Genomic DNA, 22,564 nt, shown 5'->3' with positions numbered 1-22,564 from the left:
TAACGCGTGCGATTATTTGCTCAACTAAGCTGGTATTTCCGCCGGGAATGGCGCCGCTATCTCGGGGCTGTCGCCTTGCTTGTCATTATTGCGATTCTGCAACTGATCCCGCCAAAAGTCGTTGGTATTGTTGTCGATGGCGTGACAGAAAAACACTTTACTACCGGGCAGATCCTGATGTGGATCGCCACCATGGTGTTGATTGCAGTGGTGGTTTATCTCCTGCGTTACGTCTGGCGCGTACTGCTGTTCGGCGCGTCTTATCAACTGGCTGTTGAACTGCGTGAAGACTATTACCGCCAGCTAAGCCGCCAGCATCCAGAGTTTTATCTGCGTCATCGTACGGGCGACCTTATGGCCCGTGCGACAAATGACGTCGATCGTGTGGTATTTGCCGCCGGTGAAGGGGTGCTAACGCTGGTAGATTCGCTGGTGATGGGTTGCGCAGTGCTGATAATGATGTCAACGCAGATTAGCTGGCAGTTAACTTTAATAGCGCTGTTGCCGATGCCAGTGATGGCAATCATGATTAAACGCAACGGCGACGCGTTGCATGAACGCTTTAAGCTGGCACAAGCCGCCTTTTCCAGCCTTAACGATCGTACCCAGGAGAGTCTGACCAGTATTCGCATGATTAAATCCTTTGGTCTGGAGGATCGCCAGTCTGCGCTGTTCGCCGCAGATGCTGAAGATACCGGTAAGAAAAACATGCGAGTAGCGCGCATTGATGCTCGTTTCGACCCGACCATTTATATCGCGATTGGCATGGCGAATTTACTGGCGATTGGCGGTGGTAGTTGGATGGTCGTGCAGGGCAGCTTAACGTTGGGCCAGCTCACCAGTTTTATGATGTACCTTGGTTTGATGATTTGGCCGATGCTGGCGCTGGCGTGGATGTTTAACATTGTGGAGCGCGGCAGCGCGGCGTATAGCCGAATTCGTACCATGCTGGCCGAAGCGCCAGTCGTTATTGATGGTAAAGATAAGGTGCCAGAAGGTCGTGGTGAACTGGATGTGAATATTCGCCAGTTTACCTATCCTCAAACTCATCACCCTGCGCTCGAGAACATCAGTTTTGCGCTGAAACCGGGTCAGATGCTGGGAATTTGTGGGCCGACTGGCTCCGGCAAAAGTACTGTGCTGTCATTAATTCAACGTCATTTTGATGTCACCGAGGGTGATATCCGTTTTCATGATATTCCTTTGACGCAGTTGCAACTCGACAGCTGGCGTAGTCGCCTGGCGGTAGTTAGCCAGACACCGTTCCTTTTTTCTGACACGGTTGCTAATAACATCGCGCTGGGTTGCCCAAATGCCACCCAGCAAGAAATTGAACACGTAGCGCGGTTAGCCAGCGTGCATGACGATATTTTGCGTCTGCCGCAAGGTTACGACACAGAAGTGGGCGAGCGCGGCGTGATGCTTTCCGGCGGGCAAAAACAGCGAATCTCCATTGCCAGGGCATTGCTGGTGAATGCGGAAATCCTCATTCTTGACGATGCTCTATCGGCGGTAGATGGTCGCACGGAATACCAGATTCTCCATAACCTGCGCCAGTGGGGGCAGGGGAGAACGGTGATTATCAGCGCCCATCGCCTTTCTGCCCTGACCGAAGCGAGTGAAATTATTGTGATGCAGCATGGGCATATTGCCCAGCGCGGCGATCATGATGTGCTGGCGCAGCAAAGCGGCTGGTATCGCGATATGTATCGCTATCAACAACTGGAAGCGGCGCTCAACGATGCTCCGGAAAATCATGAGGAGGCCGTTGATGCGTAGTTTTAGCCAACTCTGGCCGACTCTGAAGCGCCTGTTAGCTTACGGTTCACCATGGCGTAAACCGCTGGGTATCGCAGTGTTGATGATGTGGGTGGCAGCGGCGGCAGAAGTGAGCTGCCCGCTGCTCGTCAGTTACTTTATCGACAATATGGTGGCCAAAAATAATCTACCGCTGAAAATGGTTGTCGGGCTGGCAGCGGCATATGTCGTACTGCAACTGTTTGCCGCCGGGCTACATTACGCGCAGTCGCTGTTGTTTAACCGTGCGGCAGTAGGCGTTGTACAACAGTTGCGTACCGACGTGATGGATGCTGCGTTACGCCAGCCATTAAGCGAGTTTGATACCCAACCCGTCGGGCAGGTGATTTCCCGCGTCACTAATGACACTGAAGTGATCCGCGATCTCTACGTTACCGTGGTCGCGACCGTTTTGCGTAGTGCCGCCCTGGTAGGGGCGATGCTGGTAGCGATGTTCAGTCTCGACTGGCGAATGGCGCTGGTAGCGATAATGATATTCCCGGTTGTGCTGGTGGTGATGGTGATATACCAGCGTTACAGTACGCCGATTGTCCGCCGTGTACGCGCCTATCTGGCGGATATCAACGACGGCTTTAACGAAGTTATTAACGGCATGAGCGTCATCCAGCAGTTCCGCCAGCAGGCGCGATTTGGCGAACGTATGGGCGAAGCCAGCCGTTCACACTATATGGCGCGAATGCAAACGCTACGGCTGGACGGCTTTTTACTGCGTCCCTTGCTGAGTCTGTTTTCATCGCTCATTCTTTGTGGCTTGTTGATGCTGTTTGGCTTCTCCGCCAGCGGCACCATTGAAGTGGGCGTGTTGTATGCGTTTATCAGCTATCTTGGGCGACTTAACGAACCCTTAATCGAACTGACCACGCAACAGGCGATGCTGCAACAGGCTGTTGTTGCTGGCGAACGTGTGTTTGAGCTGATGGACGGTCCGCGGCAGCAATATGGCAATGATGATCGCCCGTTACAGAGCGGCACCATTGAAGTTGATAACGTGTCATTTGCTTATCGCGATGACAATCTGGTGCTGAAAAATATTAATCTTGCCGTTCCTTCGCGCAGCTTTGTGGCGTTGGTGGGGCATACCGGTAGCGGAAAAAGTACCCTGGCAAGTTTGCTGATGGGCTATTACCCACTAACAGAAGGTGAGATTCGCCTTGATGGACGTCCGTTAAGTTCGCTCAGTCATAGCGCGCTGCGTCAGGGCGTGGCGATGGTGCAGCAAGATCCGGTGGTGCTGGCGGATACTTTCCTTGCCAATGTGACGCTGGGACGTGATATCTCCGAAGAGCGCGTCTGGCAGGCGCTGGAAACGGTACAACTGGCGGAACTCGCGCGTAGCATGAGCGACGGTATTAATGCGCCGCTGGGCGAGCAGGGGAATAATCTCTCAGTCGGGCAAAAGCAACTGCTGGCACTGGCACGCGTGCTGGTGGAGACGCCGCAAATCCTGATCCTTGATGAGGCAACCGCCAGCATTGACTCCGGTACTGAACAGGCGATTCAACATGCTCTGGCGGCGGTGCGTGAACATACTACGCTGGTGGTGATTGCTCACCGCTTATCGACCATTGTTGATGCCGACACCATTCTGGTGCTTCATCGTGGTCAGGCTGTGGAACAGGGTACTCACCAGCAACTGCTGGCCGCCCAGGGGCGCTACTGGCAGATGTATCAACTGCAACTTGCGGGCGAAGAGCTGGCAGCCAGCGTGCGTGAAGATGAATCTCTGAGCGCCTGATTAGCGCAATATTTCATCGTTGGTGCAAAAATGTAACGCACTGTGCACTGTCATAGTGCGTTTTTATTTTCAATCTTCTTAACTTCCTGCTCTCTTTCTCGTTTTTCATTTCTGGCACACCGCTTGCAATACCTTCTTCGTGTAGCAGAACCATTACCGAATTCTGACCGGAGGGGATCTATGAAGCTGGTGACCGTGATAATCAAACCATTCAAGCTGGAAGACGTTCGTGAAGCGTTATCTTCCATTGGTATTCAGGGCCTGACCGTCACCGAAGTGAAAGGTTTCGGGCGTCAGAAAGGGCATGCCGAGCTGTACCGTGGAGCGGAATACAGTGTCAACTTCCTGCCAAAAGTAAAAATTGATGTGGCGATTGCTGATGACCAACTCGATGAAGTGATCGATATCGTCAGTAAGGCGGCTTACACCGGAAAAATTGGCGATGGCAAAATATTCGTCGCTGAATTGCAACGCGTCATTCGTATTCGTACCGGCGAAGCCGACGAAGCGGCGCTGTAATCTCTGGCACACAGCAACAGGAACGAAAAATGAAGATAGCGACGATAAAAACTGGGCTTGCTTCACTGGCGATGCTGCCGGGACTGGTCATGGCTGCACCTGCGGTGGCCGATAAAGCCGACAATGCGTTTATGATGATTTGTACTGCGCTGGTGCTGTTTATGACTATTCCGGGGATTGCCCTGTTCTACGGCGGGTTGATTCGCGGCAAAAACGTGCTGTCGATGCTAACGCAGGTGACCGTGACGTTTGCACTGGTCTGTATTCTCTGGGTGGTTTACGGTTACTCGCTGGCGTTTGGTGAGGGCAACAACTTCTTTGGCAACATCAACTGGTTGATGCTGAAAAACATCGAACTGACGGCGGTGATGGGCAGCATTTATCAGTATATCCACGTGGCGTTTCAGGGATCGTTTGCCTGCATTACCGTCGGCTTGATAGTCGGGGCGCTGGCGGAACGGATCCGCTTCTCAGCAGTGCTGATTTTCGTGGTGGTATGGCTGACGCTCTCTTACATTCCGATTGCGCATATGGTCTGGGGCGGTGGTTTGCTGGCTTCTCATGGTGCGCTGGATTTCGCGGGTGGCACGGTGGTGCACATTAACGCCGCAATCGCCGGTCTGGTGGGCGCGTATCTGATAGGTAAACGCGTGGGCTTTGGCAAAGAGGCGTTTAAACCGCACAATCTGCCGATGGTCTTCACCGGAACTGCCATTCTCTATATCGGTTGGTTTGGCTTTAATGCCGGGTCAGCGGGTACGGCGAATGAAATCGCAGCACTGGCATTTGTGAATACAGTGGTGGCAACGGCGGCGGCAATTCTTGGCTGGATCTTCGGTGAATGGGCGCTGCGTGGTAAACCTTCACTGCTGGGGGCGTGTTCTGGCGCGATTGCCGGTCTGGTCGGCGTGACGCCAGCCTGTGGCTACATTGGGGTTGGCGGCGCGTTGATTATCGGCGTGGTAGCGGGTCTGGCGGGCTTGTGGGGCGTTACCATGCTCAAACGCCTGTTGCGGGTCGATGATCCTTGCGATGTCTTCGGTGTGCACGGCGTTTGTGGCATTGTCGGCTGTATCATGACCGGGATTTTTGCCGCCAGCTCGCTGGGCGGCGTGGGCTTCGCTGAAGGTGTGACGATGGGCCATCAGTTGCTGATACAGCTGGAAAGCATCGCCATTACGATCGTCTGGTCCGGTGTGGTGGCATTTATCGGCTACAAACTGGCGGATCTGACGGTTGGCCTGCGTGTGCCGGAAGAACAGGAGCGAGAAGGGCTGGACGTCAACAGCCACGGCGAAAATGCCTATAACGCGTAACAAGCAATCAAATGCAATTTCGCCTGATGCGCTGCGCTTATCAGGCCTACAATAAAAATCACAATTTGTTGAATTTACAATAATTGGTGGGCCGGATAAGGCGTTTACCCCGCATCCGGCATCAACAAAAGCATGTTACCAACTATCTGGCAGCCGGACGGTTTTCACCTCCGGCTGTTTTTTTAATTGTGATTACGCATTACCCCTTCCTGAACGGTCGAGGCAACCAGCACGCCGTCCTGGGTATAAAACTCACCGCGCACAAAGCCGCGTGCGCTGGACGCTGACGTGCTCTCCACGCTATACAGCAGCCATTCGTTTAAATTAAATGGTCGATGGAACCACATCGAATGGTCAATGGTGGCTATCTGAATCCCCGGTTCGAGAAAACCGATGCCGTGCGGCTGTAGAGCTACCGGCAGGAAGTTAAGATCAGAAGCGTACCCCAGCAGATACTGATGAACGCGCAGATCATCCGGTACGCTACCATTTGCGCGGATCCATACCTGACGATGCGGCGCGGCGACGTGACCTTTCAGTGGGTTATGAAATTCCACCGGACGCACTTCCAGCGGACGATCGCAGATGAATTTATCTTTCAGCACTGGCGGCAGCAGGTGCGCCAGCGACTGGGCGATCTGTGTTTCCGAGGGCAAACCATCAGGCGCTGGGGCCAGAGGCATCTCTTTTTGGTGTTCGAATCCAACTTCTGGCGCCTGGAAAGACGCTGTCATATAAAAAATCGGTTTGCCGTTCTGAATCGCTGCCACACGGCGAGCACTGAAACTGTTGCCGTCGCGCAGTGTTTCGACATCATAAATAATCGGCTTCTTGCTATCACCAGGGCGAAGAAAGTAGCTGTGGAATGAATGCACCAGACGCTCTTCGGGTACTGTCTCCTTTGCGGCATACAGGGCCTGACCCACGACCTGGCCGCCAAACACCTGGCGTAAACCTAAATCTTCACTCTGGCCGCGAAAGAGTCCTTCCTCAATTTTTTCCAGATTCAACAATGTCAGTAAATTTTTTAAGGCCTGACTCATATTAACTCTCCAGTAACAAAGCTGCCGCAGCAAGCCAAAGTGAGTTGAGTATAACGCAATATTGTCACTGGTCCGATGGGTGCAATGGTCTGAATTACGGGCTAAATGCAGGCGTAAATACGTGATTTGTGCCACACTTATTGACGTTACGATTTTGTTAACCACTCTTCCGGCGAGGAAAGTTAGCCCGCTGGTGCATTGATAATAAGGAGAAGTGAATGAAACTCGTGCACATGGCCAGTGGTTTAGCGGTTGCGATTGCGTTGGCGGCTTGCGCTGATAAAAGCGCGGATATCCAGACGCCAGCACCTGCTGCAAATACCTCTATTGCGGCGACACAACAACCTGCTATACAGCAACCTAATGTCTCCGGTACGGTCTGGATCCGTCAGAAAGTCGCACTGCCTCCCGATGCTGTGCTGACCGTGACACTTTCTGACGCGTCGTTAGCCGATGCGCCGTCTAAAGTACTGGCGCAAAAAGCGGTGCGTACCGAAGGTAAACAGTCGCCATTCAGCTTTGTTTTGCCATTTAACCCGGCAGACGTTCAGCCGAACGCGCGTATTCTGTTAAGTGCGGCGATTACCGTAAATGACAAATTGGTGTTTATTACCGATACCGTTCAGCCGGTGATCAACCAGGGCGGAACTAAAGCCGACCTGACATTGGTGCCGGTACAGCAAACCGCCGTGCCGGTTCAGACCAGCGGTGGCGCAATGACCACCGTACCTTCGACTTCACCAACTCAGGTGAATCCGTCTTCGGCAGTTCCAGCTCCAACGCAATATTAAGCGAAGTTAACCCTCTCCGCCCGGAGAGGGTTAGTAGTTCCAGCGATAACGCTGTAAGTCGATTTGTCCGTTTCCCGATACCATCACGCCTTCTGCCAGTAATGCCTGCCGCTGACGCTGTAAATCTGGTCCGGTTAATGAGATTGTGCCGTGGCGGTTAACCACCCGATGCCAGGGCAAAGTGCTGCCTTCGGGCAGGCGCTTTAACACACCGCCCACCTGGCGCGCGGCACGGGGCGATCCTGCCAGTTTCGCGACATCGCCGTAAGTAGTGACATACCCTTCGGGAATAGCGGCTACGATTTGCCACACGCGTTGGGGAAATGAATCTTCTTTTTCCATCTTTTCTTCCTGAGGTAATTTTTCAGCATAATCTGGAAAAACGTCCGAGTGAAGCCGCATTGCGCAAGAAACCAGCATCCGGCACGCAATGGGTTGCAATTAGCCGGGGCAGCAGTGATAATGCGCCTGCGCGTTGGTTCTCAACGCTCTCAATGGGGGCTCTGTTGGTTCTCCCGCAACGCTACTCTGTTTACCAGGTCAGGTCCGGAAGGAAGCAGCCAAGGCAGATGACGCGTGTGCCGGGATGTAGCTGGCAGGGCCCCCACCCATTTCTGCCTCCCCACCGTTTCGTCAAAAAATCCCAATATGGCTAAACTTTAATCACGACTGATGCCGCAAGAATTTTCTGGCTGCGCAGTACGCTTCGGAGGTATGTCTGATGAAGTATGTTGATGGTTTTGTGGTTGCCGTTCCTGCCGACAAAAAGGATGCCTATCGTGAAATGGCCGCAAAGGCCGCGCCGCTGTTTAAAGAGTTTGGCGCCCTGCGCATTGTTGAATGCTGGGCCAGCGATGTACCGAATGGCAAAGTGACCGATTTTCGTATGGCGGTCAAAGCGGAAGAGAATGAGGAAGTGGTTTTTAGCTGGATTGAATACCCTTCAAAAGAGGTCCGCGACGCTGCCAATCAGAAGATGATGTCGGACCCACGGATGAAAGAGTTCGGCGAGTCCATGCCGTTTGATGGTAAACGAATGATCTACGGTGGGTTCGAGTCAATCATCGACGAGTAGCGTGACGGGCTGTGCGGCGTGCCGCCAGCCCCAAAATTCACAGATGGTGTTCTGCCCAGCGTAAAAACTCTTCTTTCGGTAATGCTTTGCTGTACAACCACCCTTGGCCGTAATGTACGCCATGCTGGCGTAGCCACTCTTCCTGTTTGCTGGTTTCGATCCCTTCCGCCACCATTTTAAGTTTCAGTGTTTTTGCCATTTCGATGATATGCGGTGTGACATTTTTATATTCCAGCGCATCAACGAAGGATTTATCGATCTTCAGAATATCGACATCCAGATCCTGCAAATAACTTAAGCTCGAATAACCGGTACCAAAATCATCAAGATAAATTTCATGACCAACCTGTCGATATCGGGAGATTACCGGGGCGCTGATTTTTGGATCGGCAAACTCGCGTTCAGTGAGTTCAAGAGCGATCTGTCTGGGATTGACCTGGTAGTGATTGATCATTTCACGCAGCAATTGCGGGATTTTTTCCGAGGTGAGCACGGTGGATTCAAGATTGATCGAAATATGTTGCTGCGGATGCTGACGCAGCCAGTCGCCCATATCTTCAAAGACCGTTTTGATAATAAGCAGAGTCAGAGATTCTGACAGGCCCGTTTGTTGCGCCAGCGGGATAAAACTATCCGGTGACAACCAGCTACCGTCTGTCTGCGGCCAGCGCGCCAGCGCTTCGGCTCCGACAATCTTTCCATTCGATAAGGAGATAATAGGCTGATAGTGCACGCAAATATCGCGGTTTTCGATAGCATCCTGCAGGCGATGATGTGGTGACTGGATACGGCGTAAAATCCGCAAGACGAACATTGCCGCCAGTAGGCCAATTAACAATCCGACAGGCAACCAGATAAAGACCTGCCGATACCAATCTTTTTGTAACGTTTTTGTCGAAGACCAGGTGATTATGGAAATGTTCATCGCGGGGAGAGGCAGGATATCGTAAATGATTCCATTCTTTTCGATGTGTTCACCCGGTGTTTTTTGCAGCTGGGTAATAATTCCCTGGGCTATTTCGTCACTGCTGGTAATGATAATGTTATGCGCATTGCCAATAATCGCGGCATCAATTTGCCACGAGCTATAAGGAATCACATCTATAAATGAGGCGGGGTCAATCATCACTATGTAATGTGCAGTTCCCATAGCGACCATGTAGCGGGTAATACCTAAATCGTTGTGCGAGGTTAACCATACCCGATAACCATCGTTCGATATTTTACCTGGCTCGGGGAAGGTATCTGGCGGGCTTTCATGTTCCAGAGAAGAGCACTGAGGAACGTTGTTATCGACATAGAGCACTTCCTGAATATAGCGATAACTATAAGATACCCGGCGTATTTCCATTAGATGAGCCTCGCTACAGGCTGCGCCTTGCCATTTTTCCAGTTTTTGTAGTGCATCTTTCCCTTGCGACGCCACTTTGTTGGCGCGAATAGCGACGCGGGATGAGTAGGTATGTAGCTCCTCAACAAATGACGTTTCTACCTGTTGATGAGCCAGCCAGATGCTTAAGCCCACTGGTAGAAGTACGGAAAGGATCAGTACTCCTGAAATTAGGCTGACCAGATGTCGTGTTCTCACCAGCATGTCCTTATTTACGCAGTGTAGGGAAAGTATATCCGATAGCGAATAAGGGCATGCAAAAGATAAGTGATGCGGGGGAGTTTCGTTAAATGCGTTGTGGCAACGATTGTTGTCAATTCACCAGGCGCGGATGTTTACGCCTGGTGAGGGCGATCCAACTTATGGTGTCGCTTCGGTGCGGGCGAGAGTGAAAATATCGTAAAAGGACAACTCACCTTTACGAGCGATCATTTTCTGCAACTGTTCTTTGTGGATGTTCGCGACACGCGGCGAGTTCAGAATAGCGTCGACCAATGCAGTTGGAACAAAGCGTGTATTGTACCATTCGCCGTTGTAGCAAACCCGGAAATCCAGAACGTCGATATCTTCGTAATGGTAACGCGGATAAACGTCAAAAAAGAAGAAACCGTTAAGCAGGATGAACAATACCACCAGGAGCCAGACTGAACCAACCAGCGTTTCAGACTGTAACATCACAGCCAGAGTGGCAAAAAAAGCGACATACATACCGATAAACAGCCCCGGATGTTTACGGATAAAACTGATACTAAAGCGAGGTTTATTATCGCGTTTTTCGTGTGCATTTAGTGCATCAATTGTTTCGGTCAGCAGGCGTTGTATTTCAGTCATCTTTTGCCTTTGTGGTATCTGCAACTTTTCAGGGAACACCCTATTTTAACGTGGGAATCATATGATGAAAGTAACAGATTAACCACAATTTTGCATAACAGTTGCAACCATGGTTACAGTTTTTTAATGACAGTAGCCGGGTTACCGCCCACGACAACGTTAGCCGGAACATCTTTTGTGACGACGGCACCAGAGGCCACCACGACGTTATCGCCAATGGTTACACCAGGGTTGATGACAGCACGTCCGCCAATCCAGACGTTATTACCGATAGTCACAGGTTTCCCCAGTTCAGCGCCACTATTACGGGCTGCTGGGTCGACAGGGTGCGTTGCGGTATAAATGTGAACACCTGGTGCCAACATGCAATTATCACCGATACGAATTGGGCAGACATCGAGCATCACGCAATCGAAGTTGGCGTAAAATCCTTTGCCCAAAAAAATGTTATAGCCATAGTCGCAGCGAAAAGAGGGTTCAATATAAGCATCTGCTACCTGACCGAATAAATCGGTGAGAATTTTCTGGCGTAATGTTTGTTCTTCCGGTGCGGAATGATTGTATTGGTGAATAAGCTGACGAGCGCGCAGGCGATCGCGAGATAACTCCTCATCTGCCGAGCGATACAACTCACCAGCAATCATTTTTTCTTTTTCTGTGCTCATTACTGACCTCCCGTTGCTGAAAATGCGGCAACACGGTAATGCGAATAGTCAGTTAAGAGAACGTTCCCGTTTCCCGAGTGTGATGAATGTCACATGCAGTATGCTTTCATTGCGAATAATATAATAACGTTAATAAACAGTCGGTTACATTTTCGAATGTCTGCTATTTAATTACCGAATAAATTTCCATACAGAGGAGGGGATCTTGTCGTACAGTTTATTCATGGTCAATTCTGCGAGGCGGTGATCTGCGGCTGAGTAAAATACCGCCAGTTCATTATCTGATAATTCGTATTTATTTTTCTCGATAACACGCTCAAGCGTGTCAATTGTCTGGCAACGACGCAGACGCATCAAATAATCGGTTTTCGTTAAAGGTTTATCGGACATACTTCTACCCATGGTTGTAATAATTCTAACAAGATAAACTCGCAGGATTCTCTTTAGTGGCATTCACAAAACAACGGAACAGTCGGTTACCTGACTTCCGCCATTTCTGGAGATCCTGCATATTAATACCATAACTACTGAACAACATAAAGGTGTCGTCCAGATATTCATCTATCTGCTCAATGAGCTTATTGTCTTCATTATACTTAATTTTGTAATTAAGTGCGAAGGTTGCTATATGCTCAATGAGTTCATTAAGCTGCAGATTGATGGCCGAGGTAGGGTCGTTAACCCAACCATGGTTACTTTCTTCAAGATTTGCAAGACAGTCATGATACAAGGTTTCGCAGAGAAATTTAAGCTGCGCGATATCATGTCTTTTTGGTGAGTATTCATCCATAACGCGTCCCCCTTCTTAGCGGTTGAACTAACGGACACCTTTTGGGATGGAAAACTTACAGACCTGGCCTTGCTCTCTCACTTGTTAGATTAACTATAAGCTACTCTTTGGCGGTTTTCATCGTATTATTACGAAAAATTACAATTAGGAGGAGGGGAGGGAAAAGACCCTCTTCCTCATTCCAGCGCCGACGACGTAATGGCTAAAGCACTTTGTCTGATGCTATTCATAACATAATGTAATCAGGATGTTTGAGAGTGATAAAATGGTCTGACGATTTGTCACACTAATACCCAAGATTACTCTGATTATGATGTAATTGACATGAACAAATAAAGAATTGCCGCAAATAATTAAGAATAGCCTCTAGATGCCTGGGGGTTATTAAATCCATCAGTACGACTTAATATAAATTAACTAACAATAAGTATTTTTTATGAATTTTATGCGGCGTTAAAACTAACTTACGTTTGAAATCATTAACTATAAACATTTCAACATTAAGATTACGCGTATAAAAAAGGCCGCTTGCGCGGCCTTAGTGATTACGATGTTAATCAGTGATGATCGACTGTATGGTTATGTTCGATATCTTCATTTTTGCGGCTAAAGCGGCGGCGAACCACCACGAAGAACACCGGAACGAAGAAGATCGCCAGTACCGTTGCGGTCACCATCCCGCCCATTACACCAGTACCTACTGCGTTCTGCGCGCCGGAACCAGCACCGGTGCTGATAACCAGCGGCATAACACCGAGGATAAATGCCAGTGAAGTCATCAGGATTGGGCGTAAACGCATCCGCACCGCATCCAGAGTTGCTTCAATCAGACCTTTACCTTCTTTATCCATCAAGTCTTTGGCGAATTCGACGATAAGTATCGCGTTCTTCGCCGACAACCCAATGGTTGTGAGCAGGCCCACCTGGAAGTAAACGTCGTTGGTCAGGCCGCGGAAGGTTGCTGCCAGCAACGCACCGATAACCCCCAGCGGAACGACCAGCATAACGGAGAACGGAATCGACCAGCTCTCGTACAATGCCGCCAGACACAGGAACACGACAATCAACGAAATCGCATACAGCGACGGCGCCTGGTTGCCGGAGAGACGTTCCTGATAGGACATCCCCGTCCAGTCGTAGCCAACACCGGTAGGCAGTTTGCTCGCCAGTTGTTCCATCAGCGCCATTGCTTCACCGGTACTCTTACCTGGTGCCGCCTGGCCTAAGATCTCCATGGATGGCAGGCCGTTGTAACGTTCCAGACGCGGCGAACCGTACTCCCAACGCGAAGAGGAGAATGCCGAGAACGGCACCATCTGGCCATCAGCAGCACGCACATACCAGTTACCGATATCTTCCGGCAGCATGCGGTATTTTGCTTCTGACATGACGTAAACTTTCTTCACACGACCGCGGTCGATAAAGTCGTTCACGTAGCTGCCGCCCCATGCAGCGCCCAGGGTAGTGTTAATATCGTTAATAGAAACACCCAGAGCCTGAGCTTTCTCCTGGTCGATATCAATCTTGAACTGCGGAGTATCTTCCAGACCGTTCGGACGCACGCTGGTCAACAGATCCGGATGTTTCGCCGCTTCGCCCAGCAGCTGGTTACGCGCTTGAGTCAGTTTTTCGTGACCGAGGCCAGCCTGGTCAATCAGCTCAAAGTCGAAGCCGGTTGCCGTACCCAGTTCCACAATCGCAGGCAGGTTAAAGGCGAAGACCATCGCATCTTTAATTTGCGAGAAGGCGCGCGTCGCACGCATGGTAATCGCTTCAACTTTGTTTTCATCACCCGGACGGTCAGCCCAGTCCTTCAACGAAACGAACGCAATACCAGTGTTCTGACCACGTCCCGCAAAGCCGAAGCCGTTAACGGCGAATACCGACTCAACGTTGTTCTTCTCTTTGGTCAGATAGTAATCCGTCACCTCATTGAGCACTTTCTGCGTACGTTCCTGCGTCGCACCCGCTGGCAGTTGGACCATGGTCATAAATACACCCTGGTCTTCATCTGGCAAGAAGGAACTTGGCAGACGTACAAACAGATAAGCCATGCCGACCACAATGATCAGATACAGCACCAGATAACGCCCCGTACTGCGCAGAATGCCGCCTACGCTGTCGGTGTAGTGGTGCGTGCTCTTCTCGAACATGCGGTTAAACCAGCCGAAGAAGCCTTTTTTGCCTTCGCCGTGATCGCCTTTAGCGATAGGTTTCAGCATAGTGGCACAAAGTGCCGGAGTCAGGATCAACGCCACCAGCACTGACAGCGCCATTGCCGAAACAATGGTAATGGAGAACTGACGATAGATTGCACCAGTAGAGCCGCCGAAGAAGGCCATCGGGATAAATACCGCCGACAGCACCATCGCGATACCCACCAGTGCGCCCTGAATCTGCCCCATCGACTTACGTGTGGCTTCTTTCGGCGGCAGACCTTCTTCCGCCATCACACGCTCAACGTTTTCTACCACGACGATGGCGTCATCCACCAACAGGCCGATGGCGAGCACCATCCCGAACATCGTTAGCGTGTTTATCGAGAAGCCAAAGGCGGCAAGGACGGCAAAGGTCCCCAGCAATACCACCGGTACGGCAATGGTCGGAATCAACGTCGCGCGGAAGTTCTGCAGGAACAGATACATAACCAGGAACACGAGGATGATCGCTTCGACCAGCGTTTTAACCACTTCGTGAATAGAGATTTTCACGAACGGCGTCGTGTCGTACGGATAAACGATTTTCAGACCTGACGGGAAGAATGGTTCCATCTTCGCCAGTTCAGCACGGATTGCCGCAGCAGTTTCCAGCGCGTTCGCACCGGTTGCCAGCTTGATACCCAGACCAGAAGCCGGTTGTCCGTTAAATTCCGCGATGATGTCGTAGTTCTCACCACCCAGCTCAATCTTCGCCACATCACGCAGCAGCACGCGGGAACCATCCTGATTCACTTTCAGCAGAATTTTGCCGAACTCTTCAGTAGAGGTCAGACGCGTCTGAGCAATAATAGAGGCGTTAAGCTGCTGGCCTTTCACCGGCGGTGTACCGCCGAGCTGACCGGCTGCGACCTGGGCGTTCTGTGCTTTGATAGCGGTAATGACATCAACCGGCGTTAGCTGGTATTTGTTCAACTCATTCGGGTTCATCCAGATACGCATCGCGTACTGTGAACCGAACAGCTGAACGTCACCAACGCCCGACGTACGGCTAATGGCATCTTTCATATTTGCCGCTACGTAGTCAGAGATATCTTCCTGCGTCATGGTGCCGTCAGTGTTGATAACGCCGACAACCATCAGGAAGCTACTGGAAGATTTCTCAACGCTCACCCCTTGCTGCTGTACTTCTTGCGGCAGCAACGGCATCGCCAGCTGCAGTTTGTTCTGCACCTGAACCTGCGCGATATCCGCATCAGTACCAGACTCAAAGGTCAGGGTGATCTGCACAGTACCTGTGGAGTCACTGTTAGAGGACATATACATCAGGTTATCGATACCGTTCATATTCTGTTCGATAACCTGTGTCACCGTGTCCTGCACTGTTTTCGCATCAGCGCCGGGGTAGGAGGCGGAGATCGTGACCGCCGGCGGTGCAATCGTAGGATATTGCGCCACCGGCAGTTTGAGGATCGCCAGCCCCCCTGCCAACATGATAATGATGGCGATCACCCACGCAAAAATCGGGCGATCGATAAAGAAATTAGGCATGTCTTAACGGCTCCTGTTTAAGTTAAGACTTGGACTGTTCAGGCTGAGCACCGCTTGCGGCTTGCTGGTTATTATCAGCGGTAACTTCTTGTGCTTTTACCTGGACACCAGGACGCACTTTCTGCAGCCCACTTATTACTACGCGATCGCCTGCTTTCAGACCTTCTGTCACCAGCCACTTATCGCCAATAGCCTGGCTTGCGACGATTGGGCGGGTTTCCACTTTGTCATCTGCGCCAACCACCAGAACGGTAGCCTCACCGCGTGGTGTACGAGTTACACCCTGTTGCGGAACTAAAATGGCGTTAGGATTAAGCCCTTCTTCCAGACGAGCGCGTACGAACATGCCCGGCAGCAGAGTGTGATCCGGGTTCGGGAAGATAGCGCGTAAAGTGATAGAACCGGTGGTCTGATCGACAGTCACGTCAGAGAACTCCAGCGTACCGTCCTGCGGGAACTTAATGCCGTCGCTGGTGATCAGCGAGACTTTGGCCTTGCCGTTCTCTTGCTTCAGCGTGCCATTTGCCAGTTCCTGTTTCAGACGCAGGAAGTCGTTGCTGGACTGGGTAACATCCACATAGATAGGATCAAGTTGCTGCACGGTTGCCAGCGCAGTCGCCTGACCGTTTTGCACCAGGGCGCCTTCCGTCACGTTCGATTTACCAATACGGCCAGTAATCGGAGAGGTGACTTTGGTGTAAGCCAGATTGATCCGCGCGGTTTCAACAGCCGCTTTTGCCGCAGTGACAGCCGCATTTGCCTGTTGCGCATCAGCCAGCGCCTGATCGTACTCTTGCTTACTGATGTACTGAGTACCCAGCAGTTTCTGGTAACGATTAACAGTCAGTTGCGCGATATTGGCTGCCGCCTGCGCTTTCGCCAGATCGCCTTTTGCACTGTCGTACGCCGCCTGGTAGGTAGCAGGATCAATCTGATAAAGAGAGACGCCTGCTTCGATGTCGCTACCCTCTTTGAAATTACGCTTCAGGATAATCCCGCTAACTTGAGGACGAACTTCTGCGATCCGGTAAGCACTGGTGCGGCCCGGAAGCTCGGTTGTGATCTGCAGAGGTTCAGTTTTGACTGTTACTACCCCAACGGCGGGCATCTGCTGGCCACCTTGTTGGGCCTGTTTGTCGTCACATCCTGTAAGCGCTAAGCTGCCTGAGAGCATCAGAACGATCGCCAGAGGCGTAAACCCTCTGTTTTTGTTCATATGTAAACCTCGAGTGTCCGATTTCAAATTGGTCAATGGTCAAAAGTCGATAAACCCATTGCTGCGTTTATATTATCGTCGTGCTATGGTACATACATTCATAAATGTATGTAAATCTAACGCCTGTAAATTCACTAACATATGGCACGAAAAACCAAACAAGAAGCGCAAGAAACGCGTCAACACATCCTCGATGTGGCGCTACGTCTTTTCTCACAGCAGGGGGTATCATCCACCTCACTGGGAGAGATTGCAAAAGCGGCAGGCGTTACGCGCGGTGCAATCTACTGGCATTTTAAAGACAAGTCGGATTTGTTCAGTGAGATCTGGGAGCTGTCAGAGTCCAATATTGGTGAACTAGAGCTTGAGTATCAGGCAAAATTCCCTGACGATCCACTCTCAGTTTTAAGAGAAATACTAATTCATGTGCTTGAATCGACGGTGACAGAAGAACGGCGTCGATTATTGATGGAGATTATTTTCCACAAATGCGAGTTTGTCGGAGAAATGGCGGTTGTCCAACAGGCACAACGAAATCTCTGTCTGGAAAGTTATGAACGTATAGAGCAAACGTTAAGACATTGTATTGAAAAGAAATTATTACCAACCAATTTAATGACGCGCCGTGCGGCGATAATTATGCGCGGTTATATTTCCGGCCTGATGGAAAACTGGCTGTTTGCACCGCAATCTTTTGATCTAAAAAAAGAAGCCCGCGATTACGTAGCCATCTTGTTGGAAATGTATCTTCTTTGCCCGACCCTTCGTACTCCCGCCGCCAACGAAAAATCCTGAATCAGACTCCAGGATTTATCCTGGACATTTTCGCTGTTGCTATTCTGGCTCTCTACACCGTGATATTCTAGCCACCCGACTCGTTCAGGTCGTTCTTCAGGTTCAGAAACCTTCATTCATCATGACTATGTTCCAGTATTACAAACGATCACGGCATTTTGTTTTTTCAGCATTTATTGCTTTTGTTCTTGTCTTGTTATGCCAGAACACGGCGTTTGCGCGGGCGTCATCGAATGGTGATCTACCGACGAAAGCAGACCTGCAGGCACAACTTGACTCACTTAATAAACAAAAAGATCTTTCTGCCCAGGACAAGCTGGTGCAGCAAGATATTACTGACACATTAGCCACCCTCGAGAAAATCGATCGCGTAAAAGACGAAACGGTGCAATTACGGCAAAAAGTTGCCGAAGCGCCAGAGAAAATGCGCCAGGCGACCGCAGCGTTAACTGCGCTCAACGATGTGGATAACGACGAAGAAACCCGCAAAATTCTGAGTACGCTATCGTTGCGTCAGTTGGAGTTACGCGTCTCCCAGGCGTTGGACGATTTGCAGAATGCACAAAATGATCTGGCTTCTTATAACAGCCAGTTAGTTTCGTTACAGACGCAGCCTGAACGCGTGCAAAATGCGATGTATACCGCCTCGCAGCAATTGCAACAAATTCGCAGCCGCCTGGATGGAACCGAGGTCGGCGAAGCCGCCTTACGTCCCAGCCAGAAAGTGTTGATGCAGGCACAGCTGGCTTTGCTGAATGCCGAGATTGACCAACAGCGTAAAAGCCTGGAAGGGAACACTGTCTTACAGGACACCCTGCAAAAGCAGCGTGATTACGTGACGGCGAACAGTACGCGACTTGAACATCAGCTACAACTGCTGCAGGAGGCGGTGAACAGCAAGCGCCTGACATTAACCGAAAAAACGGCGCAGGAAGCCGTTACCCCGGATGAAGCTGCGCGTATTCAGGCTAATCCGCTGGTGAAGCAGGAGCTAGAAATAAACCAGCAATTAAGCCAGCGTCTGATTACCGCTACCGAAAACGGTAATGTCCTGATGCAGCAAAACATCAAAGTCAAAAACTGGCTGGAGCGGGCGCTGCAATCGGAACGTAACATCAAAGAGCAGATTTCTGTCCTGAAAGGCAGTCTGCTGCTTTCACGCATTCTTTATCAGCAACAACAAACGCTGCCCTCGGCGGATGAACTGGAAAATATGACCAACCGCATCGCGGACTTGCGTCTCGAACAGTTTGAAGTCAACCAGCAACGTGACGCGCTGTTCCAGAGCGATGCGTTCGTCAGCAAGCTGGAAGAAGGTCACGCCAACGAAGTCAACAGCGAAGTTCACGATGCGTTATTGCAAGTGGTTGATATGCGTCGCGAACTGTTGGATCAGCTTAACAAACAGTTGGGTAACCAGCTGATGATGGCCATTAACCTGCAAATCAACCAGCAGCAGTTAATGAGCGTATCGAAAAACCTGAAATCCATCCTGACTCAGCAAATTTTTTGGGTGAACAGTAACCGTCCGATGGACTGGGACTGGATCAAAGCGTTCCCGCAAACCCTGAAAGATGAGTTTAAATCGATGAAAATTACGGTGAACTGGGAAAAAGCCTGGCCCGCCGTATTTATCGCTTTCCTTGCCGGTTTGCCGCTGCTGTTGATTGCCGGGCTGATTCACTGGCGTTTAGGCTGGCTGAAAGCATATCAACAAAAACTGGCTTCGGCGGTAGGTTCCCTGCGTAACGATAGCCAGCTCAATACGCCAAAAGCGATTCTTATTGACCTGATCCGCGCGCTGCCGGTGTGCCTGATTATTCTCGCGGTTGGCCTGATTTTGCTGACCATGCAGCTCAACATCAGCGAACTGCTGTGGTCGTTCTGTAAAAAACTGGCGATTTTCTGGCTGGTGTTTGGCCTGTGCTGGAAAGTGCTGGAGAAAAACGGTGTTGCCGTGCGTCACTTCGGTATGCCGGAACAGCAGACCAGCCACTGGCGTCGGCAAATTGTCCGCATCAGCCTCGCGTTGCTGCCGATCCATTTCTGGTCTGTGGTGGCAGAACTCTCCCCGCTGCATCTGATGGATGATGTGCTGGGGCAGGCGATGATTTTCTTCAACCTGCTGCTGATTGCCTTCCTGGTGTGGCCGATGTGCCGCGAAAGCTGGCGTGATAAAGAGTCGCACACCATGCGACTGGTCACCATTACTGTGCTGTCGATTATCCCGATTGCGCTGATGGTGCTGACTGCAACGGGCTATTTCTACACCACGCTGCGCCTCTCCGGGCGTTGGATTGAAACCGTTTATCTGGTGATCATCTGGAACTTGCTCTACCAGACGGTGTTGCGCGGCTTAAGCGTAGCGGCGCGACGTATCGCCTGGCGTCGTGCGCTGGCGCGTCGGCAGAATCTGGTGAAAGAGGGCGCTGAAGGTGCCGAACCGCCGGAAGAACCCACCATCGCGCTGGAGCAGGTTAACCAGCAGACGCTGCGTATTACCATGTTGCTGATGTTTGCGCTGTTCGGTGTCATGTTCTGGGCAATTTGGTCCGATTTGATCACCGTGTTCAGCTATCTCGACAGCATCACGCTCTGGCATTACAACGGCAATGAAGCAGGCGCTGCGGTGGTGAAAAACGTCACCATGGGCAGTCTGTTGTTTGCGATTATCGCCTCAATGGTGGCCTGGGCGTTGATTCGCAACCTGCCTGGTTTGCTGGAAGTGCTGGTGCTGTCGCGCCTGAACATGCGCCAGGGGGCATCGTATGCCATCACTACTATCCTTAACTACATCATCATTGCCGTTGGTGCGATGACGGTGTTCGGATCGCTGGGCGTCTCGTGGGATAAACTCCAGTGGCTGGCAGCAGCATTATCCGTAGGTCTTGGTTTTGGCTTACAGGAGATCTTCGGTAACTTTGTCTCCGGTTTGATCATCCTGTTCGAACGTCCGGTGCGCATTGGCGATACGGTAACCATTGGTACCTACTCTGGGACGGTCAGTAAGATCCGTATTCGTGCGACAACGATTACCGATTTCGATCGCAAAGAAGTGATCATCCCGAACAAAGCGTTTGTTACCGAGCGTCTGATCAACTGGTCATTGACTGACACCACCACGCGTCTGGTGATCCGCCTGGGCGTGGCCTATGGTTCCGATCTGGAAAAAGTCCGCAGAGTTCTGCTCCAGGCAGCGACTGAGCATCCAAGGGTGATGCACGAGCCAATGCCAGAAGTCTTCTTTACTGCATTTGGCGCCAGCACGCTGGATCACGAACTGCGCTTGTATGTTCGTGAACTGCGCGACCGTAGCCGCACCGTCGATGAACTGAACCGTACTATCGATCAGTTATGTCGTGAAAACGACATCAACATTGCCTTTAACCAGCTTGAAGTGCATTTGCATAACGAGAAGGGCGATGAAGTGACGGAAGTGAAACGTGACTACAAAGGTGACGATCCGACGCCAGCGGTAGGATAATAACGAAAGGGGCGGCATTTAGTTGCCCCCGAGATTGCTGACAAAGTGCGCGTTGTTCATGCCGGATGCGGCGTGACCGCCTTATCCGGCCTACGAAACCGCGAAAATTCAATATATTGCAGGAGCGGTGTAGGCCTGATAAGCGTAGCGCATCAGGCAGTTTTGCGTTTGCCCGCAATCTTAGGGGACATTTAGCGGCCCCATTTATTTATCACTTTGCGCCTCATCATCGCGCGTTAATTTCTTTTCATAATCACGCTTTACAATATCCAGCGCGCGCAGCACGGTACTGGCAGGGATTTGATTTTCTTCCAGCAGCACAATTAAATCTACGGCCAGTTTGACATCGTCAGGGGCATTTTCCAGTGACATACTTTCTCCATTGTTAGCGGGTTAAACGCGCTAACCTGTTTTCGATTTTTTCCAACGCATGACGGCAACGCGCCAGGCGCGCTTCATAGGCTTCCGCTTCACGATGTAGCGTCTGCTGTTCCACGAGATCGGTCGCCCGCACCAGACGGGCTTTACGTTGGGCAACCATTTCACGTAGCCGTCGTTCAAACTCCTGATGCTGAATACGTTTACGCTGCCAGCGGGCTATTTTGGGTGGTGCGCTATCCCACTCGCGTAGCGACCAGGCTGCGGCTTCACGCGCGATGGCTTCCAGTTGTGCCGCCAGATGTTCTGCCAGCCAGGCGACTTGCGGCAGTTGCTGTTGCTCAACCGCATGGCGAAGCGCGGACAAATTATCTCCCGCTTCTTTCAGGTACGCCTGTAACGTTGTCGCACGGGTCTGAAAAAGGTGCCTGTCGAAACGGGCGCTTAACGTGGCGAACTGCGCCACCGGGGCACAACGCTGGCGCAGCGTGGCGAGCTGACCTTCCAGTTTTTCCAGCAGCAGGGCAGTTTTCACGATAAGACCTCAATGAAAATGATAATTGTTATGCTAAAGTAGCCACTCTGTATGCTGACTACACATAATATGCAACGAATCATTTTAATCATCATTGGCTGGCTGGCGGTAGTGTTGGGTACGCTGGGCGTGGTATTACCGGTATTGCCGACGACGCCATTTATCCTGCTGGCCGCCTGGTGCTTTGCCCGTTCATCGCCGCGCTTCCACGCCTGGTTGCTGTACCGCTCATGGTTTGGCAGCTATTTACGCTTCTGGCAGAAATATCATGCAATGCCACGCGGCGCAAAGCCTCGGGCGATATGCATTATTTTACTGACTTTTGCGATTTCACTTTGGTTCGTACATATGATGTGGGTGCGGATTCTGTTATTGGTGATCCTCGGCTGTTTGCTGATTTTTATGTGGCGAATCCCAGTGATTGATGAAAAGCAATAAAAACGGCAAAGCACAACAATCGCTGTTGCAATTATCGC

Annotated in this window: 20 protein-coding genes and 1 other RNA gene; 10 read left to right on the top strand and 11 right to left on the bottom strand. The window is 51.0% G+C overall.

Annotated features, from left to right (window positions below; genetic code table 11):
* Positions 1-6 precede the first annotated feature (6 nt).
* From AACU94_RS15030 to amtB, 4 genes are all read left to right on the top strand, one after another.
* Positions 7-1,779, top strand: coding sequence for a SmdA family multidrug ABC transporter permease/ATP-binding protein (locus AACU94_RS15030; protein ID WP_130215467.1), 1,773 nt, complete (start codon positions 7-9; stop codon positions 1,777-1,779).
* Positions 1,772-3,553: a SmdB family multidrug efflux ABC transporter permease/ATP-binding protein gene (locus AACU94_RS15025; protein ID WP_135489683.1), complete on the top strand. Its 1,782-nt coding sequence runs from the start codon at positions 1,772-1,774 to the stop codon at positions 3,551-3,553. Before AACU94_RS15030 ends, AACU94_RS15025 begins: the two co-directional genes overlap by 8 nt.
* 180 nt (positions 3,554-3,733) lie before the next feature.
* The gene (glnK, locus tag AACU94_RS15020; RefSeq protein WP_000780338.1) at positions 3,734-4,072 is read left to right on the top strand and encodes a P-II family nitrogen regulator; all 339 of its coding nucleotides are present in this window, start codon (positions 3,734-3,736) and stop codon (positions 4,070-4,072) included.
* Positions 4,073-4,101: 29 nt separating this feature from the next.
* On the top strand, positions 4,102-5,388 hold the full coding sequence (amtB, locus tag AACU94_RS15015) for an ammonium transporter AmtB (RefSeq protein WP_105284667.1): 1,287 nt from the start codon (positions 4,102-4,104) through the stop codon (positions 5,386-5,388).
* Positions 5,389-5,570: 182 nt separating this feature from the next.
* Here amtB and tesB read toward each other — a convergent pair whose 3' ends face one another.
* Positions 5,571-6,431, bottom strand: a complete 861-nt coding sequence (gene tesB / locus AACU94_RS15010; protein WP_130215473.1) for an acyl-CoA thioesterase II — start codon at positions 6,429-6,431, stop codon at positions 5,571-5,573.
* Between the two features lie 218 nt (positions 6,432-6,649).
* Here tesB and AACU94_RS15005 point away from each other — a divergent pair, with 218 nt between their 5' ends.
* A complete protein-coding gene (locus AACU94_RS15005) occupies positions 6,650-7,222 on the top strand; it encodes a YbaY family lipoprotein (RefSeq protein ID WP_135489682.1) in 573 nt (190 codons plus the stop codon).
* Between the two features lie 30 nt (positions 7,223-7,252).
* Here the strand turns inward: AACU94_RS15005 and AACU94_RS15000 are convergent, their stop codons facing one another.
* The gene (locus AACU94_RS15000) at positions 7,253-7,564 is read right to left on the bottom strand and encodes an MGMT family protein (protein WP_130215477.1); all 312 of its coding nucleotides are present in this window, start codon (positions 7,562-7,564) and stop codon (positions 7,253-7,255) included.
* 162 nt (positions 7,565-7,726) lie between these two features.
* Here AACU94_RS15000 and ffs point away from each other — a divergent pair.
* Both ffs and AACU94_RS14990 read left to right on the top strand, forming a co-directional pair.
* Positions 7,727-7,823, top strand: an RNA gene (ffs, locus tag AACU94_RS14995) — signal recognition particle sRNA small type.
* Positions 7,824-7,943: 120 nt separating this feature from the next.
* Positions 7,944-8,297, top strand: coding sequence for a DUF1428 domain-containing protein (locus AACU94_RS14990; protein WP_064529090.1), 354 nt, complete (start codon positions 7,944-7,946; stop codon positions 8,295-8,297).
* Positions 8,298-8,334: 37 nt separating this feature from the next.
* Here AACU94_RS14990 and AACU94_RS14985 read toward each other — a convergent pair whose 3' ends face one another.
* The 7 genes from AACU94_RS14985 to acrA all read right to left on the bottom strand — a co-directional run bounded on the left by AACU94_RS14985 (position 8,335) and on the right by acrA (position 16,896).
* Entirely contained in the window at positions 8,335-9,885 is a 1,551-nt protein-coding gene (locus tag AACU94_RS14985; protein WP_135489681.1) for an EAL domain-containing protein, read from the bottom strand.
* Positions 9,886-10,047: 162 nt separating this feature from the next.
* On the bottom strand, positions 10,048-10,518 hold the full coding sequence (locus AACU94_RS14980) for a YlaC family protein (protein WP_130206287.1): 471 nt from the start codon (positions 10,516-10,518) through the stop codon (positions 10,048-10,050).
* Between the two features lie 113 nt (positions 10,519-10,631).
* Positions 10,632-11,183 (bottom strand): maltose O-acetyltransferase, encoded by a 552-nt coding sequence (gene maa / locus AACU94_RS14975; RefSeq protein WP_135489680.1) that lies wholly within the window; start codon positions 11,181-11,183, stop codon positions 10,632-10,634.
* A gap of 171 nt (positions 11,184-11,354) precedes the next feature.
* Positions 11,355-11,573 carry an HHA domain-containing protein gene (locus AACU94_RS14970; RefSeq protein WP_001280991.1) on the bottom strand — a complete coding sequence of 73 codons (219 nt, stop codon included), beginning with the start codon at positions 11,571-11,573 and terminating at the stop codon, positions 11,355-11,357.
* 25 nt (positions 11,574-11,598) lie between these two features.
* Positions 11,599-11,973 carry an Hha toxicity modulator TomB gene (gene tomB, locus AACU94_RS14965; protein WP_000344800.1) on the bottom strand — a complete coding sequence of 125 codons (375 nt, stop codon included), beginning with the start codon at positions 11,971-11,973 and terminating at the stop codon, positions 11,599-11,601.
* Positions 11,974-12,530: 557 nt separating this feature from the next.
* Complete coding sequence (acrB, locus tag AACU94_RS14960) at positions 12,531-15,680, bottom strand: efflux RND transporter permease AcrB (protein WP_130223199.1); 3,150 nt, start codon at positions 15,678-15,680, stop codon at positions 12,531-12,533.
* 22 nt (positions 15,681-15,702) lie between these two features.
* Complete coding sequence (acrA, locus tag AACU94_RS14955) at positions 15,703-16,896, bottom strand: multidrug efflux RND transporter periplasmic adaptor subunit AcrA (RefSeq protein ID WP_130215483.1); 1,194 nt, start codon at positions 16,894-16,896, stop codon at positions 15,703-15,705.
* Positions 16,897-17,037: 141 nt separating this feature from the next.
* Here acrA and acrR point away from each other — a divergent pair, with 141 nt between their 5' ends.
* Both acrR and mscK read left to right on the top strand, forming a co-directional pair.
* Complete coding sequence (gene acrR / locus AACU94_RS14950) at positions 17,038-17,691, top strand: multidrug efflux transporter transcriptional repressor AcrR (protein WP_130206295.1); 654 nt, start codon at positions 17,038-17,040, stop codon at positions 17,689-17,691.
* A 121-nt stretch (positions 17,692-17,812) separates the two neighbouring features.
* On the top strand, positions 17,813-21,175 hold the full coding sequence (gene mscK / locus AACU94_RS14945) for a mechanosensitive channel MscK (protein ID WP_135489679.1): 3,363 nt from the start codon (positions 17,813-17,815) through the stop codon (positions 21,173-21,175).
* A 204-nt stretch (positions 21,176-21,379) separates the two neighbouring features.
* Here the strand turns inward: mscK and rsmS are convergent, their stop codons facing one another.
* Positions 21,380-21,547 carry a pleiotropic regulatory protein RsmS gene (gene rsmS / locus AACU94_RS14935; RefSeq protein WP_130206299.1) on the bottom strand — a complete coding sequence of 56 codons (168 nt, stop codon included), beginning with the start codon at positions 21,545-21,547 and terminating at the stop codon, positions 21,380-21,382.
* Positions 21,548-21,560: 13 nt separating this feature from the next.
* Complete coding sequence (gene priC / locus AACU94_RS14930; protein ID WP_135489678.1) at positions 21,561-22,088, bottom strand: primosomal replication protein N''; 528 nt, start codon at positions 22,086-22,088, stop codon at positions 21,561-21,563.
* 69 nt (positions 22,089-22,157) lie between these two features.
* Between priC and AACU94_RS14925 the strand changes: the two genes are divergently transcribed.
* Positions 22,158-22,526 (top strand): DUF454 family protein, encoded by a 369-nt coding sequence (locus AACU94_RS14925; protein WP_135489703.1) that lies wholly within the window; start codon positions 22,158-22,160, stop codon positions 22,524-22,526.
* Positions 22,527-22,564: the final 38 nt, after the last annotated feature.

The organism is Escherichia sp. E4702 (genome assembly GCF_963883545.1).
GTDB lineage: Bacteria > Pseudomonadota > Gammaproteobacteria > Enterobacterales > Enterobacteriaceae > Escherichia.
This window is presented reverse-complemented; position numbering and strand designations above follow the sequence as displayed.

Excerpts from the sequence above, each read along its gene's own strand:
- acrB (WP_130223199.1), bottom strand. The coding sequence starts at position 15,680 with ATGCCTAATTTCTTTATCGATCGCCCGATTTTTGCGTGGGTGATCGCC.
- AACU94_RS15005 (WP_135489682.1), top strand. The coding sequence starts at position 6,650 with ATGAAACTCGTGCACATGGCCAGTGGTTTAGCGGTTGCGATTGCGTTG.
- AACU94_RS14970 (WP_001280991.1), bottom strand. The coding sequence starts at position 11,573 with ATGTCCGATAAACCTTTAACGAAAACCGATTATTTGATGCGTCTGCGT.
- amtB (WP_105284667.1), top strand. The coding sequence starts at position 4,102 with ATGAAGATAGCGACGATAAAAACTGGGCTTGCTTCACTGGCGATGCTG.
- rsmS (WP_130206299.1), bottom strand. The coding sequence starts at position 21,547 with ATGTCACTGGAAAATGCCCCTGACGATGTCAAACTGGCCGTAGATTTA.
- tesB (WP_130215473.1), bottom strand. The coding sequence starts at position 6,431 with ATGAGTCAGGCCTTAAAAAATTTACTGACATTGTTGAATCTGGAAAAA.
- acrR (WP_130206295.1), top strand. The coding sequence starts at position 17,038 with ATGGCACGAAAAACCAAACAAGAAGCGCAAGAAACGCGTCAACACATC.
- AACU94_RS15000 (WP_130215477.1), bottom strand. The coding sequence starts at position 7,564 with ATGGAAAAAGAAGATTCATTTCCCCAACGCGTGTGGCAAATCGTAGCC.
- glnK (WP_000780338.1), top strand. The coding sequence starts at position 3,734 with ATGAAGCTGGTGACCGTGATAATCAAACCATTCAAGCTGGAAGACGTT.
- tomB (WP_000344800.1), bottom strand. The coding sequence starts at position 11,973 with ATGGATGAATACTCACCAAAAAGACATGATATCGCGCAGCTTAAATTT.
- AACU94_RS14990 (WP_064529090.1), top strand. The coding sequence starts at position 7,944 with ATGAAGTATGTTGATGGTTTTGTGGTTGCCGTTCCTGCCGACAAAAAG.
- AACU94_RS14980 (WP_130206287.1), bottom strand. The coding sequence starts at position 10,518 with ATGACTGAAATACAACGCCTGCTGACCGAAACAATTGATGCACTAAAT.
- AACU94_RS14925 (WP_135489703.1), top strand. The coding sequence starts at position 22,158 with ATGCAACGAATCATTTTAATCATCATTGGCTGGCTGGCGGTAGTGTTG.
- acrA (WP_130215483.1), bottom strand. The coding sequence starts at position 16,896 with ATGAACAAAAACAGAGGGTTTACGCCTCTGGCGATCGTTCTGATGCTC.
- maa (WP_135489680.1), bottom strand. The coding sequence starts at position 11,183 with ATGAGCACAGAAAAAGAAAAAATGATTGCTGGTGAGTTGTATCGCTCG.
- mscK (WP_135489679.1), top strand. The coding sequence starts at position 17,813 with ATGACTATGTTCCAGTATTACAAACGATCACGGCATTTTGTTTTTTCA.
- AACU94_RS15025 (WP_135489683.1), top strand. The coding sequence starts at position 1,772 with ATGCGTAGTTTTAGCCAACTCTGGCCGACTCTGAAGCGCCTGTTAGCT.